Origin of the sequence: Dyadobacter sp. CY356 (assembly GCF_021440195.1) — a bacterium.
GTDB lineage: Bacteria > Bacteroidota > Bacteroidia > Cytophagales > Spirosomataceae > Dyadobacter.
Genome location: NZ_JAJTSZ010000013.1, coordinates 85,690 through 102,956 on the forward strand (window position 1 = coordinate 85,690; position 17,267 = coordinate 102,956).

14 protein-coding genes are annotated in these 17,267 nt (G+C 39.4%); 11 read left to right on the forward strand and 3 right to left on the reverse strand.

The genetic code is table 11. The features are described 5' to 3' along the window. The first annotated feature begins 172 nt into the window (after positions 1 to 172). From pgmB to LXL81_RS28200, 4 genes are all read left to right on the forward strand, one after another. Positions 173 to 829: a beta-phosphoglucomutase gene (gene pgmB, locus LXL81_RS28185; protein ID WP_234651315.1), complete on the forward strand. Its 657-nt coding sequence runs from the start codon at positions 173 to 175 to the stop codon at positions 827 to 829. A 64-nt stretch (positions 830 to 893) separates the two neighbouring features. Then, complete coding sequence (locus LXL81_RS28190) at positions 894 to 3,203, forward strand: glycoside hydrolase family 65 protein (RefSeq protein ID WP_234651318.1); 2,310 nt, start codon at positions 894 to 896, stop codon at positions 3,201 to 3,203. A gap of 74 nt (positions 3,204 to 3,277) precedes the next feature. Continuing rightward, positions 3,278 to 4,003, forward strand: a complete 726-nt coding sequence (locus LXL81_RS28195) for a DUF1080 domain-containing protein (RefSeq protein ID WP_234651320.1) — start codon at positions 3,278 to 3,280, stop codon at positions 4,001 to 4,003. 126 nt (positions 4,004 to 4,129) lie between these two features. Then, positions 4,130 to 6,403 (forward strand): hypothetical protein, encoded by a 2,274-nt coding sequence (locus LXL81_RS28200; RefSeq protein WP_234651322.1) that lies wholly within the window; start codon positions 4,130 to 4,132, stop codon positions 6,401 to 6,403. A gap of 118 nt (positions 6,404 to 6,521) precedes the next feature. Here LXL81_RS28200 and LXL81_RS28205 read toward each other — a convergent pair whose 3' ends face one another. Further along, positions 6,522 to 6,887, reverse strand: coding sequence for a response regulator (locus tag LXL81_RS28205; protein WP_234651324.1), 366 nt, complete (start codon positions 6,885 to 6,887; stop codon positions 6,522 to 6,524). A 426-nt stretch (positions 6,888 to 7,313) separates the two neighbouring features. On the opposite strand from LXL81_RS28205, the gene LXL81_RS28210 reads away from it, so the two are divergent. Both LXL81_RS28210 and LXL81_RS28215 read left to right on the forward strand, forming a co-directional pair. Further along, positions 7,314 to 7,601: a YtxH domain-containing protein gene (locus LXL81_RS28210; protein WP_234651325.1), complete on the forward strand. Its 288-nt coding sequence runs from the start codon at positions 7,314 to 7,316 to the stop codon at positions 7,599 to 7,601. 63 nt (positions 7,602 to 7,664) lie between these two features. Then, complete coding sequence (locus LXL81_RS28215) at positions 7,665 to 7,985, forward strand: hypothetical protein (RefSeq protein ID WP_234651326.1); 321 nt, start codon at positions 7,665 to 7,667, stop codon at positions 7,983 to 7,985. Between the two features lie 6 nt (positions 7,986 to 7,991). On the opposite strand, the gene LXL81_RS28220 is transcribed toward LXL81_RS28215, so the two are convergent. Further along, on the reverse strand, positions 7,992 to 9,434 hold the full coding sequence (locus LXL81_RS28220) for an ATP-binding protein (protein ID WP_234651327.1): 1,443 nt from the start codon (positions 9,432 to 9,434) through the stop codon (positions 7,992 to 7,994). Positions 9,435 to 9,685: 251 nt separating this feature from the next. On the opposite strand from LXL81_RS28220, the gene rpoN reads away from it, so the two are divergent. The 5 genes from rpoN to LXL81_RS28245 all read left to right on the forward strand — a co-directional run bounded on the left by rpoN (position 9,686) and on the right by LXL81_RS28245 (position 16,432). Continuing rightward, positions 9,686 to 11,137, forward strand: coding sequence for an RNA polymerase factor sigma-54 (gene rpoN, locus LXL81_RS28225; RefSeq protein WP_234651328.1), 1,452 nt, complete (start codon positions 9,686 to 9,688; stop codon positions 11,135 to 11,137). Positions 11,138 to 11,158: 21 nt separating this feature from the next. Then, positions 11,159 to 12,616: a sigma-54 dependent transcriptional regulator gene (locus LXL81_RS28230; RefSeq protein WP_234651329.1), complete on the forward strand. Its 1,458-nt coding sequence runs from the start codon at positions 11,159 to 11,161 to the stop codon at positions 12,614 to 12,616. A gap of 4 nt (positions 12,617 to 12,620) precedes the next feature. Next, positions 12,621 to 14,114, forward strand: a complete 1,494-nt coding sequence (locus LXL81_RS28235) for an ATP-binding protein (RefSeq protein WP_234651331.1) — start codon at positions 12,621 to 12,623, stop codon at positions 14,112 to 14,114. A gap of 25 nt (positions 14,115 to 14,139) precedes the next feature. Then, positions 14,140 to 15,573 (forward strand): ATP-binding protein, encoded by a 1,434-nt coding sequence (locus LXL81_RS28240; RefSeq protein WP_234651333.1) that lies wholly within the window; start codon positions 14,140 to 14,142, stop codon positions 15,571 to 15,573. A 139-nt stretch (positions 15,574 to 15,712) separates the two neighbouring features. Continuing rightward, on the forward strand, positions 15,713 to 16,432 hold the full coding sequence (locus tag LXL81_RS28245; RefSeq protein WP_234651345.1) for a type II CAAX prenyl endopeptidase Rce1 family protein: 720 nt from the start codon (positions 15,713 to 15,715) through the stop codon (positions 16,430 to 16,432). A 110-nt stretch (positions 16,433 to 16,542) separates the two neighbouring features. On the opposite strand, the gene LXL81_RS28250 is transcribed toward LXL81_RS28245, so the two are convergent. Beyond that, positions 16,543 to 17,121, reverse strand: coding sequence for a hypothetical protein (locus LXL81_RS28250; RefSeq protein ID WP_234651347.1), 579 nt, complete (start codon positions 17,119 to 17,121; stop codon positions 16,543 to 16,545). Positions 17,122 to 17,267: the final 146 nt, after the last annotated feature.

Here is a 17,267-nt window from a genome sequence, read left to right on the forward strand (position 1 = left end):
CATTATTTGTTTAAAATGAAAAGGAACGTTTCTTTCACAAGTAAAATTCGAAATGGAGCACTAATGTCAGGTTTATTGCTGATTATAGAATTACTTTTTTGAAATAACGTTGGATTACATGAGCGAAAACGCTCTTTTTACTATTTTGCAAGATATTAAATTTTGAAATAATATGCCGACTGTTCAAGCTTGCCTTTTTGATCTGGATGGAGTGATTGTAGATACTGCCAAATACCATTATCTCGCCTGGCGCCAGCTGGCCAATCAGCTGGGATTCGATTTAACACTGGAACAAAATGAGTTACTGAAAGGTATCAGCCGGATGGAATCTCTGGAAATTGTACTTGGAATTGGCGGGGTGAAATTAAGTGAAGAGGAAAAATTAAAGTATGCTGCCGAGAAAAACGCGCAGTATCTGGAATTTTGTAAACAAATTACTCCTGATGATGCGCTTCCGGGTGTTCGTGACTTTCTGGATGAACTGAAAGAGGGTGCGATAAAAACAGGTTTGGGATCTGCCAGTAAAAATGCGAAAACCATTCTGACAAATCTGGATATGCTTACTTATTTTGATACGATCGTCGACGGAAACCGCGCGACCATAGGGAAACCTGATCCGCAGGTTTTTTTAATGGGTGCCCAAGATCTGGGCGTTGCGCCTGAACATTGTGTGGTTTTTGAAGATGCAGTTGCCGGAATTCAGGCTGCCAAAGCAGGAGGCATGATCGGTGTCGGGATAGGGCAAGCCTCCGTTTTGACCGAAGCAGATTATGTCATGCCGGGTTTTGATGGTGTGACGGTAAAAGATCTATTCGATAAATTAAAATAAAACTCAACAGAATTTATACCGCCACAACTAATCGCTAAGAGCTGATCGCCAATAGCTGGAATCAATGAAGAACTACATAACACACGACGAATGGAACATTGTGGAGGATGGTTTCCATGCCGAGAACAATGAAATTACAGAAAGTCTGATGAGTCTCGGCAATGGCCGGATGGGTCAGCGCGGGAATTTTGAGGAACAATATACCGGAAAAACTTTACTGGGAAACTATGTAGCCGGTGTCTATTTTCCTGATAAAACACGTGTAGGCTGGTGGAAAAACGGTTATCCGAATTATTTTGCCAAAGTACTTAACGCCTGCAACTGGACAGGAATTGATATAAAAATCGGAGACGAAACGCTGGATTTGAATACCTGTCAGGTGGAAGATTTTCGCCGGGTCCTGAATATGAAGGAAGGGACTTTGGAACGTATCGCAACGGTTCAGCTTCCTGGCGGACGGCGTTTGAAAATCTATTCCAAAAGGTTTTGTAACATGGCTGATGATGAATCCGCGGCAATCCAGTATGCTGTCACGCCGCTGGACTTCACGGATACTTTTACGATTACGCCATATCTGGATGGAAATATCAGTAATAGGGATTCTAACTACGATGAAACTTTTTGGAATGAAATCCACAAAGAAACCAGTTTTTCAGAAGGTTATCTTGTTTTAGAAACAAAAGAAAATCCATACGGTGTTGAGCAGTTTCAGGTGGCAACAGGGATGGCTTTTGATATAAAAATGAACGGCCTGAAAACCGATTACCAATCGTTGCCTGCGCGTCGTGAAAAGTATGTGGCCGGTGTTGTACATATTGAAGTGAAAGAAGGAGACGAGCTGACGATTTTTAAGTATGCAGTTAATTTGTCTTCAACCAATTATGCAAAAGACCAGCTGATTCCCGAAGCCAAAGCCTATATTAAGCGTATTTCGCAAAAAGGATTTGCACAACTTTATGCTGAACATGTGCAGGCCTGGGCGGATAAATGGGAGAAAAATGATATTACCATTGAAGGAGATATTGCTGCCCAACAGGGGATCAGGTTTAATATTTTCCATTTAAATCAGACCTATACCGGAGAAGACGAGCGCCTGAATATTGGCCCGAAAGGTTTTACCGGTGAGAAATACGGCGGAAGTACTTATTGGGATACCGAGGCTTATTGTATTCCATTCTATCTTTCAACGGCAGACGAAAAAGTTGCCAGAAATCTGCTTGTGTATCGTCACAAACATTTGCAGAAAGCCATTGAAAATGCTGAAAAATTAGGATTCAGCGGCGGTGCTGCACTTTATCCTATGGTAACGATGAATGGGGAAGAGTGCCATAATGAGTGGGAAATCACATTTGAGGAAATTCACCGGAACGGAGCCATTGCTTTTGCCATTTATGATTACACCAGATATACCGGCGATGAAAGTTATTTGTCGCAATACGGACTGGAAGTTCTAATTGGTATTTCAAGATTCTGGAAACAGCGGATTACCTGGTCTGCTGATAAAAAGCAGTTTGTAATGCTGGGTGTTACCGGACCGAACGAGTATGAAAACAATGTCAACAACAACTGGTATACCAATTATATCGCCTGCTGGACACTCCGGTATACTTTGGAGGTGATCAGTAAACTATGGGGTTCTGAACGTTTGAATGAAATCATTTTCCAGACGAATTTTAACCTGAATGGTGAAATGGCGGATTGGAAAAACATTGCCGACAATATGCATTTTCCGTACGATCCGGAAAGACAGGTTTATTTGCAGCAGCAGGGATTTCTCGATAAGGAAATTTTGACAGTAAGTGATATTGCAGATCATCGCCCGATTAACCAGAAGTGGTCATGGGACAGAATTTTGAGATCATGTTTTATCAAACAGGCTGATGTTTTGCAAGGGTTGTATTTGTTTGAAGATGATTTTTCTGTCGACGAAATCAAACGGAATTTTGAGTTTTATGAGCCTATGACGGTGCATGAATCTTCACTTTCGCCTTGCGTCCATGCTATTCTTGCGGCAAAAATCGGATTGAAAGAAAAGGCATATGAAATGTATGTCCGCACTTCCCGGCTCGATCTGGATGATTATAACAACGATACTGAGGACGGATTACATATCACTTCCATGGCCGGAACCTGGATGAGCGTTGTAAAAGGTTTTGCCGGTCAGCGGGTGAAAGACGGGATGTTGATTTTAAATCCATACATCCCAGAACAGTGGAATTCGTATTCTTTCAGGATTGGATTCCGGGGTGCATTGCTTCGCGTTGAGGTAACACAGGAAGGCGTGGCGGTGGAAAACATTTCAGATCACGACGTTACAATTTTGATCCATAATGAGCCGCTGCTTATTGCCGCGAATTCAACAGAAAGAAAATAATTTTATTTGGGATAAGTCAGTATTTTATTGATCCGGTTAACTTGTGTTTACCGGATCAATAAATTTATTTTATCATGCGCAAATTTCCTCAACTCTTCTGTTTTCTGCTCTTACTAAGTATTCAGGTAAATTCTCAAAGTTTAAATACACTTACTGCACAGGAAAAAAAGGAGGGCTGGAAACTGCTTTTTGATGGTAGGGATTACAAGGGATGGCATGCCTACGGCGCCAAAGAAGTTGGTCCGGCTTGGATCGTTGAGCAGGGAGCTATTAAACTTAATGTGCCGGAGCGCGCCGGAAATAAAGCAAAGGGCGGAGGAGATATAGTCATCGATGAAGAAATCAACAGTGATTTTGAATTTAAAGCAGAATGGAAGGTCAGTAAATATGCGAACAGCGGGATATTCTTTTTTGTTAAGGAACAGCCTCAATACAAAAATATGCACGATACCGGCCTGGAACTTCAGGTAATTGATGACAAGATCTATGAAGGAGCCAAGGAGAATACACACCGCGCCAGTGATTTTTTTAGTGTGGCCAATGCGCGTTTAAGAGAAGGAAACCCGGAAGGCGAGTGGAACCAGATTCATTTTATCGTTAAGAAAAATAAACTGACGGTATACCAAAACGGGTTTATGGTTCAGGAACATGACCTGGCAGGAGCGGACTGGAAACAACGTATTGCCAGCAGCGGACTGAAAGCTGCGCCAATAGCAAAAGGTTCTTTTACCGGAAGAATTGGCTTGCAGGACTGGGGAAGTACGGTTTGGTATCGCAACATTAAACTGAAAAAATTATAAGAGATTAGTAATAAGCTTATTAAAAGAAAAAATTAGATTAATCAACTATAATATGACGGTCAATAAGTAATTTTTGATAATGTTGTTCATTTATAGTACGTTAGTAATTGCGCTAGCCCATGGGTCATGATAAGGAAAGTTGTCCGCTCGTTCTTGATCGTTATTCCGATGATGTTTTTGGTGTGTGTAATACAGCCGGCATCAGCGCAGGATTTTAGTGCTTGCCAAAAACTTCTTAAAGATCTTCTCGTTACTTTCAACCGCTCCTTCGAAGAAAACAATCCGGCTTTGTTGAAAACGCCTGAATATCAATACCAGCTGCGGGAGCTTCAAACTGAATTTTTAAAATACGACAAGCAATCTTTTATGCCCTCAGACTCCGTTCAGCGTTTGAACAATGAGGCTGTTGTGCTGGCATTATCCGGAAGTTATCCCAAAGCACTGCATATTGTAGAATCACTTGAAATGTCGGGTCAGGATGCTCAGCTACAATATAACAGAGGTTTGTTTAATCTTTTAAGCCGCAAATTTCAGGCTGCCCGAGATGATTTTTCCAATGTTTCCAACCATTCTTATAGTATCGTAAATTCCATTGTAGCTTATGGAAAAGAGAAAAAATTCTCCGAGGGTTTGAGTTTTGCCCAGGGAAATCAACAAAAAAATTCTGCGGGGAAGTGGAGTTATAATGTAGGTTTGATGTACAAATATACCGGCCTGCTTCCCGAAGCTACCGACGAATTTTCCACTGCTATTCGCCAAAAGGATGAGATCATGGCGTATCGATTACAACGGGGCGATATTTTAATGCGTACCGGCAATCAGAAAAAAGCAGTCAAGGATTTTGAAAAAGTGGCCCGTAAACATGCCAAGGCTCAGATCCGGTATGCCAATGCGCTGCTATCGCTGAACCAGTTTGGAAATGCCAAAGCAGTTTTTGAAAAATATCTTGAAAGCGATGACAAAACATTCCGCGGGGATGCTTATCTGGGTATTGCGCACGCCTTTTACGGATTAAATCAGATCAGGGAAGCGCAGCAATATTATCGCCTGGCATCTACATTAAAACGGGAAACACCTGCTTTGTTATCCGGAATCGGTAATACGCATTTATCAAATCATGATTATCAATCTGCATATAATTCCTTTGACCGCGCCATAAAAAAGGATAGTTCATACCTGCCGGCATATCTGGGAAGGGCCGTTGCGCATTATGGTATGAAGCAGTTTGAGCTGACCATGGCAGACTTCAAAAAAGCTGAATCTATTATGGACCCGGACAATAAGTTTTTTGCTGATTTGTTTGTGACGCGTGGTTTTACACAGTATTATTTAAAAAAATCAAAGGAAGCGCAGGAAGATTTTACAACTGCAATCCGTCTTGATGGTGCACGTTATGAAGCGTTGGCGGGCATGAGCAGTATCATGATCGACCAGAAAAGATATTCAGAAGCGGGACAGTTTTTGAGCAAGGCACTGAATTACGAACAGAATTACGACCGGATGTGGAGTAATTATGGAAATCTGCTTCTTCATTTTGACATGTTTAAAAAGAGTTATAACGTGTTTAAAAAAGCCATTTCTCTCAATTCCAAAAATATAAAAGCACAAAACGGCTGGGGTGTTACGTTGCTTGAAAACGATCAGCTTGACAAATCCATGGTATTGTTTGACAGTTTGATAAAGGAGAATCCGGAGCTGCCCTATTTGTATAACAACCGCGGTATCGTGCAGGCATATCTTGGTAACCGTCATGAACAGCGGCGGCAGGTTGAAGATGCGAATGTGCGTTACGAAAATTCGTTTCAGGATTTTAAGACGGCCATGGAAGTTGCACCAGCGCGGAAATTCTATAATGTCAACCAGGGAAATGTTTATAAATACTGGCAAAAATATGATGAGGCATCGTTAAGTTATCAAACTTATCAGGACAAAAGCGCGCTGAATAATACCGCGGTGATGTATGCCGGACAGGAAAGAATGAAAGATGCTAAATATTATCTTGGCGTTGCGATACAAATTGATTCTTTACACCGTGTGTTTCAATACAATATGAACGTTCTGGTCAAAGGAAAACAAAAAGAAATGATGAAGCTGGTGGCATCGTCAGGTGATGACGGTCCTTTTGCCGACATTGGTATCAAATACAGTCGTGACGGCTTCGTAACAATTTATCTTTATGATTATGAGTACGATACGCTGGCCTTTAAGGGGAGACATTATATGCCTTTGCCGGTTGCAGAGTATAAGGAAGATTATTTCATACCGGAATACGATTTCAAATTCTTACCCTATCCTAAACATAAGGATATGGTTAAAACAAGGCGGGTCAGATATAAATCTCAGAAAGTGAAAATGCCGGGTAAAAAGGGGAAGAGTGGGACGCAATGCCCTGTTTTTTGACTCAAAGACGTCTGGAATCAAACAGATCAACCGGGTGTGTAATAATTTCCACAGTGCTATGCCTCAGTTACCCATTTCGGGATGGAAAGTTGATTTCCTGACTGATTATATAAATTAACTACTCATATTCAGGGAAAAGGTTCTTAACCTCGACAAAACTGATGGGTTTGTCAAGAAAATAATCTGCACCGTTCCTTAATGCCTCTTCGCGAAGGTTGGTCATGGCACTCATCATCACCACTTTTCGGTTATAAAGTTTTCCGCTGTTCTTGATCTGCTCAATTTCGTTAATTCCTTTTCCGTCAGGTAAATTATTATCAATAAATACCCAATCGGGATTTAACTGATTGATGAAATTAATGCCTTCAAGCAATGTAGTGGCAATTTTAACTGTATCAGGAGTTTTTACATTAAGTTGTTTAACCAGAAAATTGCGCATCAATATCCCCAAATCTTTTTCATCCTCTATTATTACAATTTTCATGGTCTCCAATCTAAAATAAACAGTCAGTAAAGTTTTGGAATTTGCGCTTAGTAGTTTTCAGTTTACAATTGAATAACCTGTATTACTTTTCTAATATTGATAATGTTGAATAGACAATAACCTTGCCATAATATTCTTACAAATTCAAATCAAAAATCAGCATAGGTTGATTCAAGTGTGGTTTTCGGAAAGCTCTTCCCCATCTTGTAGAACCCCATCCCAATTATGTATAGTAGGACTTTTGGTTTTTATAACTTAAATCCCCTTCTTATTTTTTGCTAATTTTAAATTCTTTGTATAATTCGTTGATTTTAAATATTTTATCAAAAATATTGATCGATTTGCTGTTCTTGGGTACAAGATTTTAGCTTATATTTATGAGTCATCAATTAATTTTTTTAAACCATCATCTAAAAAAACATTATCATGGTAAATAGTAAAGTGTTTTGGGGAATTGTAACAGCTGCGGCTGCGGGTGCTGTGATAGGGTTGCTTTTCGCTCCGGAAGAAGGAACGCAGACTCGTAAAAAAATCAAGAAAAAAACAAATAGTCTTGCAAGTGAATTGATTGATGCACTTGAAAAAAGCAAACAAAAAGCTGGCGAGACTGCCGAAGATTTGAAAGAAAAAGGTGAAGAATATAAAAATGAGTTCAAAGACAAAGCAGAAGAAGTTAAAGATGCTGCTGCCGACGAATTCGAAAAATATAACTAATTAAGGTCCGGGTGATATTAAATATCGCCCGGATTTTTTTCCATACTTATTACACTTCAACACATGAATACGAACAACACAAAAAAAGAAAAAGTAGAAGAGTCGTTGCATACGGCATCTTCTTACGTAAAGGAACTGTTTAGTGCTACTGCTCCCGGCGGACTGGCAGGTAAAGGTCTTGAATTGGGTGTAGGTGCCGCACTTGCAAAAACAGTTTTGAAACGCCTCCCTGTTCCTTTTAATTATATCGCCCCTATCATCGTAGAAAAGGTGATTCTTAAATATGGTGTTGAAGAGGGCCGCGAGGTTTTATTGAAAGGACTGAGATGGATAAAAAAATCGACTGACGAGAAAATTCCGTTTGAGCCGGTTTTTGATAAATAGAATTTATCAGTTAAGTAAAGATTCTGATGGAAGGTATATGTAAAAATTTGCACCATTGCCTTCCATACTTTCTGCAAAGATATAGCCGTTGTGATTTGACACAACGCGTTTGCAGATTGCAAGCCCAATACCTGTTCCGGCAAATTCATTTTGTCCGTGAAGCCTTTTGAAAATTACAAAAATCTTCTCTGCGAACTCTTTTTTGAATCCAATACCATTGTCGCTGACCCTTATCTGGTGAAATTGAATATCACTATGAGAGGGTTTGATTCCAGGAATAATTTCCCCATCAACGAGTCTGTGGGTTATGCGAATAACCGGACGGACATTTTCTTTGTGATATTTTAAAGAATTGGAAAGCAGGTTCTGAAAAAGCTGAATCATCTGTGAACCATAACCTTCAATGGTCGGGAGGTTGTCGGAATGAATTACTGCTTTATTTTCCAGAATCATTTCTGAAAGATTGGATCGGGCGTCGGAAAGGGCAGTATTAAGGTTTATCATCTTCACCTCCGTTCCGGTTTTCACAATTCTTGAAAATGACAGCAGATCATTAATGAGTAGCTGCATACGTTGAGCAGATACATCAATTTTACTCAACATGGTAAAAATTTCTTCCGAAAATTCATTTTGATATTTCGTCATAAGCCGGTCAGAAAATGACCGTATCTTCCTTAACGGTTCCTGCAAATCATGCGAGGCCACATAAGCAAATTGTTCAAGCTCACTATTGGAACGGTTCAGGTTTTCAATTTTATTTTCAAGATCAACCCGGTAAAACTTGTTGCGTCTGAGCTCACGATCCAAAAGAACAAAAGCAGAGGAAAGAAAAACAATAGCCACGAGCATGATTATCCAGTTATATCTGAAAACCTGGGCGGTATAATTTTCCCTGCTCCGTACGCGGTTATACATCAGTTGATCTTCAACACGCTTCATGCTGACAACCAGTTTTGTCATCGAATCAACTTCTGCATTTCTTCTTTTTGAAAGAACATAAACAATAGCCGGGTTTAAAGAATTACCTCCGTTTATTAATTTGTTCGTATTAATTTCAAATTGAGTATAATGATCCCGGAACGCACTTAGCCTTTTATGCTGCGCTTTGTTTTCGGCTATTAGCGTATCTGTTCTGATCGTAAGTGGAACTATCGTTTTTAATGAGGCAAGAGTTTTGTTTACATATGCGGTATCTTTTAAGGATAAATAGCTATTGGTATGTTGAGCCGTTTCATAAATTGCGGATGAAAGCTGATGAAGCCCGCTGATAACCCTTTGCGTCTGATTTACCTTTTCGGAATAATTGATCAGTTCCTGGTTAATTTCGTTGTAACTGTATGATAGAGCGATAATTAGTATCAGCGAAGTGCCGAAGAGAAATCTGGTTATTAAAGAAAGCGAATGCTCGCTAAGTGTACGGTTGAGGAGATAAAAGGTAGAGAGTTTCATGAATTAGCGTTGTGAGAAAAATCTACATTTCAAATGAATATACTCAGTCTGTGGAAATAAGTACGCAATATTAGCAATTTGCCATTCAGAGTTAAGTAAGTTAGAATAAAGTATAGTAAATTTATAAGATGTATGTAGTTACTCAACAAAGGGACCCTTTTGATGTTAAGTTTCGGAAATAATCCGAATATTTAAGGTTTCAATGAACGATATCAGTAAAGAGAACTTTTAATAATACAATTAATTGCTATATGCAAAGACAAACGCAGACGCAACGACAAACCCTTAAATATTCTCCTCTTCAGATTCAGATGCTCAATTTGTTGCACCTGACAACTATGGAGCTTGAGCAAAGAATTAAAGAAGAATTAGAGGAAAATCCTATACTGGAAGAGGGAAAGGAAGATACAGCTTCGGAAGATACAGCGGACGAATTTCAGGATTCTGATGATAGTGGCAGCTCTGGTGAAGACGATTATCCATCGGTTCAGGACTATCAGGATTGGGACGAATTCAGAGATGATGATATTCCTGACTATAAAACATATGCTAATAATCAGTCGGCTGATAATGAGCTATATACCCGCCCGATGGTTGAGTCTATCGGTTTCAGGGACGATTTAAAACAACAGGTTCATTTTTTACGGTTAGACGAAAGACAACAGCTTGTTGCTGATTTTATTCTTGATTCACTGGATGAGGATGGGTTTTTGAGGCGTGAGAGCGAGGTTATCGCGGACGATATTTCTTTTGCAAACAGCATGTTTATCGATACCGAAGAGGTTGAGATGATGCTCAGAGTTATCCAGCAGCTGGATCCTCCCGGAATAGCTGCCAAAGATTTGCGTGAATGCCTGCTGATTCAGCTTCATCGTATTGAAAATCAGGATGAGGTTTGGGGCTGGGCATATAAGATTGTTTCTGATACGTTTGATGAACTGGGTTCGCGCAATTATGACAAAATAATGCGTGTTTTAAACCTGGATGAAGAATGTTTGAAAAAGGCAATCCAGCTTATCACAACGCTGAATCCAAAACCTGCATCTGGCCTAAGAAATGATTCGCTTGTCAACGAAAGCATAAAACCGGATTTCATGCTTCGTTATATTGAAGATAGCGAAATTGAGGTTCAGCTTACGTGGGGAAATAGCCCGGCATTGCGTCTGAACAAATTGTTTACACAAATGGCTGAACAAAAAATTGATAAGGCAACAAATCAGTTTTTGAAAAATAAAATGAATTCTGCCAAATGGTTTATTGATGCCATCAAGCAGCGTGAAAATACAATGCTCAGTACCTTAAGAGCGATTGTTAAATTGCAGTATGATTATTTCCAAACCGGTGATATCAAAAAACTCCGTCCAATGATCCTTAAAGACGTTGCGGAAATAATTGATATGGATATATCGACAGTATCACGCGTTACGACAAATAAATATGTCCAGACTCCTTTCGGTATCGTTCTTTTAAAAGATCTGTTTACGGAAGGTGTTACAAATGAGGATGGTACGGAAGTTTCAAACCGTGAAATTCAGGAAGCAATCCGTGAAATAACGGCTGCCGAAGATAAGCGTCATCCATACAATGATCAGCAAATTACCGACTTATTGTCAGAGAAAGGTTATTCTGTTGCCCGCCGCACTGTAGCTAAATACAGAGAGCAACTAAATATTCCAACCGCACGTCTGCGGGTTACCATTTAATTAAGAAAGCACTTATTCCACATGAAAAAAATAGTAGTGGTCGATGATGAAGCGGATATTTGCTTCCTGTTAAAAAGATTTTTATCAAAGAATGATTTTATTGTTGAAACGGCTTTAACCGGAAAAGACGGGCTTGCGTTAATTGAATCTTTTGAGCCGGATCTGGTTATGACGGATTTCCGTTTAGGCGATATTACCGGTACAGAACTTCTGAATACGATCAAATCCAAGCGCCCCCATGTGCCGGTTTTGATCATCACGGGTTATTCTGACATAAAAATTGCGGTGAACGTTATGAAACTGGGTGCTTATGATTATATCACAAAGCCTCTTTTTCCGGATGAAATATTAGTGACAGTAAAAAAGGCTTTGGCAGATGCCGAAGCTGAAAGAACAGGAGAAACAGAATTTGTTCCTTCTGGAAATAGCTCAGATGTTGCTTCTCCGAAAGCTGTCCGCAAGACTTCTCATAAAATGAAGGCGGGTTATGTAATGGGCCAAAGCGAGGTTTCTGATAATCTTTTCCGCCAGGTTGATCTTGTAGCACCTACCAATTTCAGTGTAATTATTTACGGGGAAAGTGGTTCTGGTAAGGAGGCTATTGCTCAGGAAATCCATAACAGATCGCGCAGAAAAGATATGCCGTTTGTGGCTATGGATTGCGGTGCTATCTCAAAAGAACTGGCAGGCAGTGAGCTTTTTGGTCATGAAAAAGGATCTTTTACAGGAGCTTTGCAAACCAAGATCGGTCATTTTGAAATGGCAAACGGAGGTACTTTATTTTTGGATGAGGTTTCCAATTTGTCTTATGAAATTCAGGTTGCTTTGCTTCGCGTAGTGCAGGAGCGCAAGATGCGTCGTATTGGTGCTTCAAAAGAAATTGAACTTGACGTCCGGATCATTGTGGCAAGTAATGAGAAATTGCTTGAAGCAGCCCGAAATGGTAAATTCAGAGAAGATCTTTATTATCGTTTCAATGAATTTACGATTGAAGTTCCGGCGCTGAGAAACCGTAAGGATGATCTTTTGCTATTTGCAACAACTTTCCTTGATACTACCAACGCTGAATTGTCTAAAAATGTAAAAGGCTTTTCAGAGGAGGTAATGAAGGATTTTGTTAATTATTCATGGCCGGGTAATTTACGTGAGCTGAAAAATGTCATCAAACGTGCCACTTTACTTTCTGACGGGGAATTAATTGAAGAGAAATCGCTTCCTTTTGAGATTGTGAATCATAGCAAACTGAAAGATCTGGACGATGAAATTGCACCTTCGCCAATTGTTGCGGCACCGGTTATACTTGAACCTGCTGATACAGATGATACGAAACCAAGCCTTAAAACGGTTGCTAACGAAGCTGAATATGATATGATTATGCAGGTTTTGAGGGATGTTAATTTTAACAAAAGCAAAGCTGCGCGTTTGTTAAATATCGACCGCAAGACGTTATATAACAAGATGAAACAATTTGATATTTAATAGATTGAAAAATCAGTTATATCCATTTTCATTTCATGATATATTAAGTGCCTCGCCAACCGGATTTCTAGTTTGCGGAAGCGATGATGAATTATTGCCAAACGCAGATCCTGCATGTTTTTATGCAAATGATGCGGCTGGTGGGTTGACAGGATTAACGGATTTTGAAGGATTAACGTTGAAGTCGATTTGCGGGACGCATTTCGACTTTGACGCTTTAAGACAGAATGGAACTGTAACTTTTCAATTTAACAGATCAGGAATCTGGTGCAGAATTGATAAGTCGGCCATTGGTAAAGAATATAATTTATACACCATTACTGATATTTCTGCTGAGAAAAAGACGCAGAATCAACTGGCATATCTTCAAAAATTATCTGCCGAAGCCGAACAAACGATGGAGTTTGGCAGCTGGATCTGGGATATACAAAGCGCCCGATATGAGTGGACAGAAGGAATGTATAAGCTCATGGGTTATAGCCCTGAAAGTATACCTCTTGAAAAATTAACCAGTGCCACTTTCAAAAAGAACATCCATCCGGATGACATTGAGTTTATAACAGAAAAGCTAAAAAATGTACTTTCATATACCGATGCATACATTCTTGAATTCAGGATTATAGCTGAAAATGGAGAAGAGAAATATCTGTATGTCCGCGGACACAATTCAATCGATGAAGTAACAGGTCATAACATTTCGATCGGAACCGCGTTTAACGTGACCACGCTAAGAGAAATTCAGAGCGAACTGGAAAGGAAAGTTAGTGACCTCAATAAATCCAATGAAGATCTTGAACAGTTTGCCTACGTCGCCTCACATGATTTGCAGGAACCGCTTCGCAAAATTATTTCATTTGGCGAGCGTCTTGAAAGTAAAACGAAGGATGTTCTGGATCAGGAGCAGGGGGTTTATCTAAGCAGGATTTTGAGTGCTACGAGGCGCATGCAAAAGATGATTAACAACCTGCTGGAATTTTCAAGAGTTTCGAGTTTGTCAAACATTTTTGAGCCAACAGACCTGAATAGTATTTTAAGAAGTACACTAAGTGATCTGGAAGTAAGTATTCAGCAAAATCAGGCCATAATAGAGGTTGATAAACTTCCGGTAATCGATGCCAATCCAACCCAGATGTCTCAGCTTTTTATCAATCTGATTTCTAATTCTTTGAAATTTACAAAACCGGATACGGTTCCTGTAATTTCCCTTCGTGTATCAGATTTACCGGTTGCCGAGGTTCTTAAAAGAAAATTGCCGGTTGATAAAAATTATATCAGGATTACTTTGAAGGATAATGGTATAGGATTTTCAAATGAACATGCATCCCGGATTTTTACGATTTTTCAACGTCTGAGAGGCCGGTCTGAATATGAAGGAGCAGGCATTGGTCTTTCTGTGTGCAAAAAAGTTGTTGAAGGGCATCACGGAATTATCGAAGCATTTGGTGTCCCGGATCAGGGTGCCACGTTCGAAATTATTCTTCCGGTAAGCCAAAATTAATTATAGATTTATACTCATAATTTTAATGAATAGTAAATTGATTAGCGTCCTTCTGGTTGACGATGATGAAGATGATTACTTTCTTACGAGGGAGTATTTCAATGATCTTGTAAACTGGAAATTTGATATAACCTGGTGCGCAACCTACAAGGAAGCGATTCACGCCATCCAAAATAAGAAATTTGATCTTTACTTTTTCGATTATCTGTTGGGTGAACGCAACGGGATTGACCTGATCGAAGAAGCCACAACGCTTGAATGTGAGGAGCCAATGATCCTGCTCACAGGAAAAGGAGATACGAAAATTGCAGTTGAAGCATTACGCCTGGGTGCAGTTGATTATCTGATCAAAAATGAACTGGATCCTGAAAAGCTGGAACGTACGATACGTTATGCACTGGAAAGAACTTCCGTTTTAAAAGCATTGCGTCACAGTGAAAGACGGTATCGCAGAGTTTTTGAGGAATCTAACGACTTCCTTTTCATCAGTGATCTGGAAGGTGTCATTACTGACTTTAATACATCAGCCTGTACACTCACCGGTTATTTGCCAAAAGAATTGAAAGGGAAAAACATCCTCGAAATCGTAGACGATCCAAGTTTCGGCATGGTCTGGGATGGTATTCAGGATCGCGCAATACAGGATTTTGAGGTAAGAATAGCTACTACGGACGGGGAAAAGAAATATTGTGTTTTTTCTGCTTCTATGGAAATGGATGAGGACAATCCTTATGTACAGGGAAGATTACATGATATTACGGCCAGAAAGCAGTCAGAAAGAGAAAGGCTTTTTTCTGAGAAACTGGCTGTTACCAGCAGACTTGTCAGGATGTTGGCGCACGAGGTCAGAAATCCGTTAACCAATGTAAACCTTTCAGCAGAACAGCTGGAAATGGAATTGGTGGATGAAGATCAGAAATTTTACACCCAGATCATCAAGCGAAATTGTACCCGTATCAACGATCTGATCACGCAGTTGCTGCAACCTTCAAGTTCTTCGGACATTGTTTTGGTTGAGAAATCCATTCATTCTGTTCTGGATGAAGCCATCGCAACCGCTTATGACCGTGTACAGCTCAAAAGAATTAAAATTGTCAAAGCCTATGCGGAAGAGGATTTCTTCATTCCGCTGGATTCAGTTTCACTGCAAATGGCATTTCTGAATCTGATTACCAATGCCATTGAGGCAATGGATGAGGACAAGGGGATTTTAAGAATTACAACCAGAATTCAGGCGGATTCTTTACAGGTTATTTTTGCAGACAACGGTTCCGGTATCAGTCAGGAAAATATGGATAAGGTTTTCGAGCCTTATTTTACCGGAAAGAAAAATGGTATGGGACTTGGTTTGGCCACAACGTTAAACATTCTTCACGCACATCATGGACGTATCGATGTCCAGTCGGAAGTAGGAGAGGGAACAACCTTTACCGTAAGTTTTTCTGATAAGCCGTCTTAACGAAAGTCGTTTCAGATCACGATAACTATCAAGATTCCAAATCCCTCAAATGAGGGATTTTTTTATTTAACACAGTGACGGGAGATGTAATTCTGTGTCAAACAACAGAAACGTTATCTCCTCTATAAATCCTGTTGTTATGAAAATGATTATTTCAGAGTTAAGTATTCTATTATCGGAAGGGAAAGTCATTTCCGGTAAGAATCAGTTTTACCTTCGGTTGATAGAATTTCTTCGCATATATCTGCTGGCATTACTGCTCAGTTTCTTTTCCGGAATACTGCTTTTCACTTTTTTTGAAGTTTTCAACATAGAAAAACCTGTAAATGTTTTCCTGAATTCTTTCAGGCAAAAATCCTGGGTTTACCAAATTGCACTGGCCTGTTTATATGCGCCCATTGTGGAAGAACTTCAATTTCGTCTTTGCCTTAAATATTCCAAAATTAATTTCGCAGCATTTTCAGGTATATGGTTATTTTATTTTTTAAAGAAATTTATGACTGGATATGGCCTTTTTGGAGAATTAAATCATACCTCTTTGGCAGTTGGATTGAGTCTGATTTTTATGGCTATGATTTATAGTTTTCTGCATGAAAACGGAGACATAAATAATCGGCTGGAGAAATTTTGGCGCAAACGTTATAAAGTAATTTTTTATCTTTCAGTCATTGGTTTCGGTTTCCTTCATATTACAAATTTTGACTGGCGTTTATCTACACTTCTACTAATTCCTGTCCTTACCCTTCCTCAAACATCTTTGGGTTTTATGTTAGGTTATGTCCGCCTTAAATATGGGTTTTTATACGCCATCTTACTTCATGCAGGATTTAACCTGTCTCTTTTATGTTTTCAGATTTGAAATGATCACTTCAAAACCATACTAATACAACAAAAATCCCTCTAACTGTTTTCAGTTGAGGGATTTGTATTTAGAGAAATAAAGGATTCTAAAAGCTGATTTGACCCGGCTTAATTTCTTCCGTTATTTCCACGTTTGTCGTTTTTGTTATCACGACCGTTGTTGTCACGACCATTGTTGTTATTGTTTCTTGCATTATTATTTCTTGAATTATCTCTGTTATTGTTATTTGATTTTACAATAACCTTTGTTTGTTGTTTTTCCCATTGTTGGTGTTGCGGGTGCTGAGCACTTTGGAAATATTTCTGGTCTCTGCTGTCACGAATGATCTGTTGATTGTGCTGACCTTTGTATTTCGCATATTTTGCAGCATATACATTATTGCGTAAATAAGGTCTTGCTTCGTTTACAACCACTTTGTAACTGTTGTAGATATCAAAATTGCGGTAGCGTGCCGGAAGGTTCTGGCCATATACCCATTGATTTCCATTTGGATAAACATACTGCGCTCTGGCCACATCATAATAAACATTGATATCCGGCAGGTAATAAAAATCTACGTGGTCATAACCGGTTGGCCCCCATGCCGGTTGCTGGCCAATATTGATACTTAAACTAATTTGTGCATTTACTTTTGGAGCAGAGAAAGCTGCAATAAAAACGAACATTACTACGATTATCTTTTTCATGATTTCTGATGTTTACAAGGTTAATTTCTGCGTTTTGTAATTCTATGATACAAGAATAACCCGATTGTTTAATCAATGATTTGCAATGTCGACATACAGTTACTTTTTGTCGACGTACAGCCGTATAAGCTCTGAGAATCATGAAA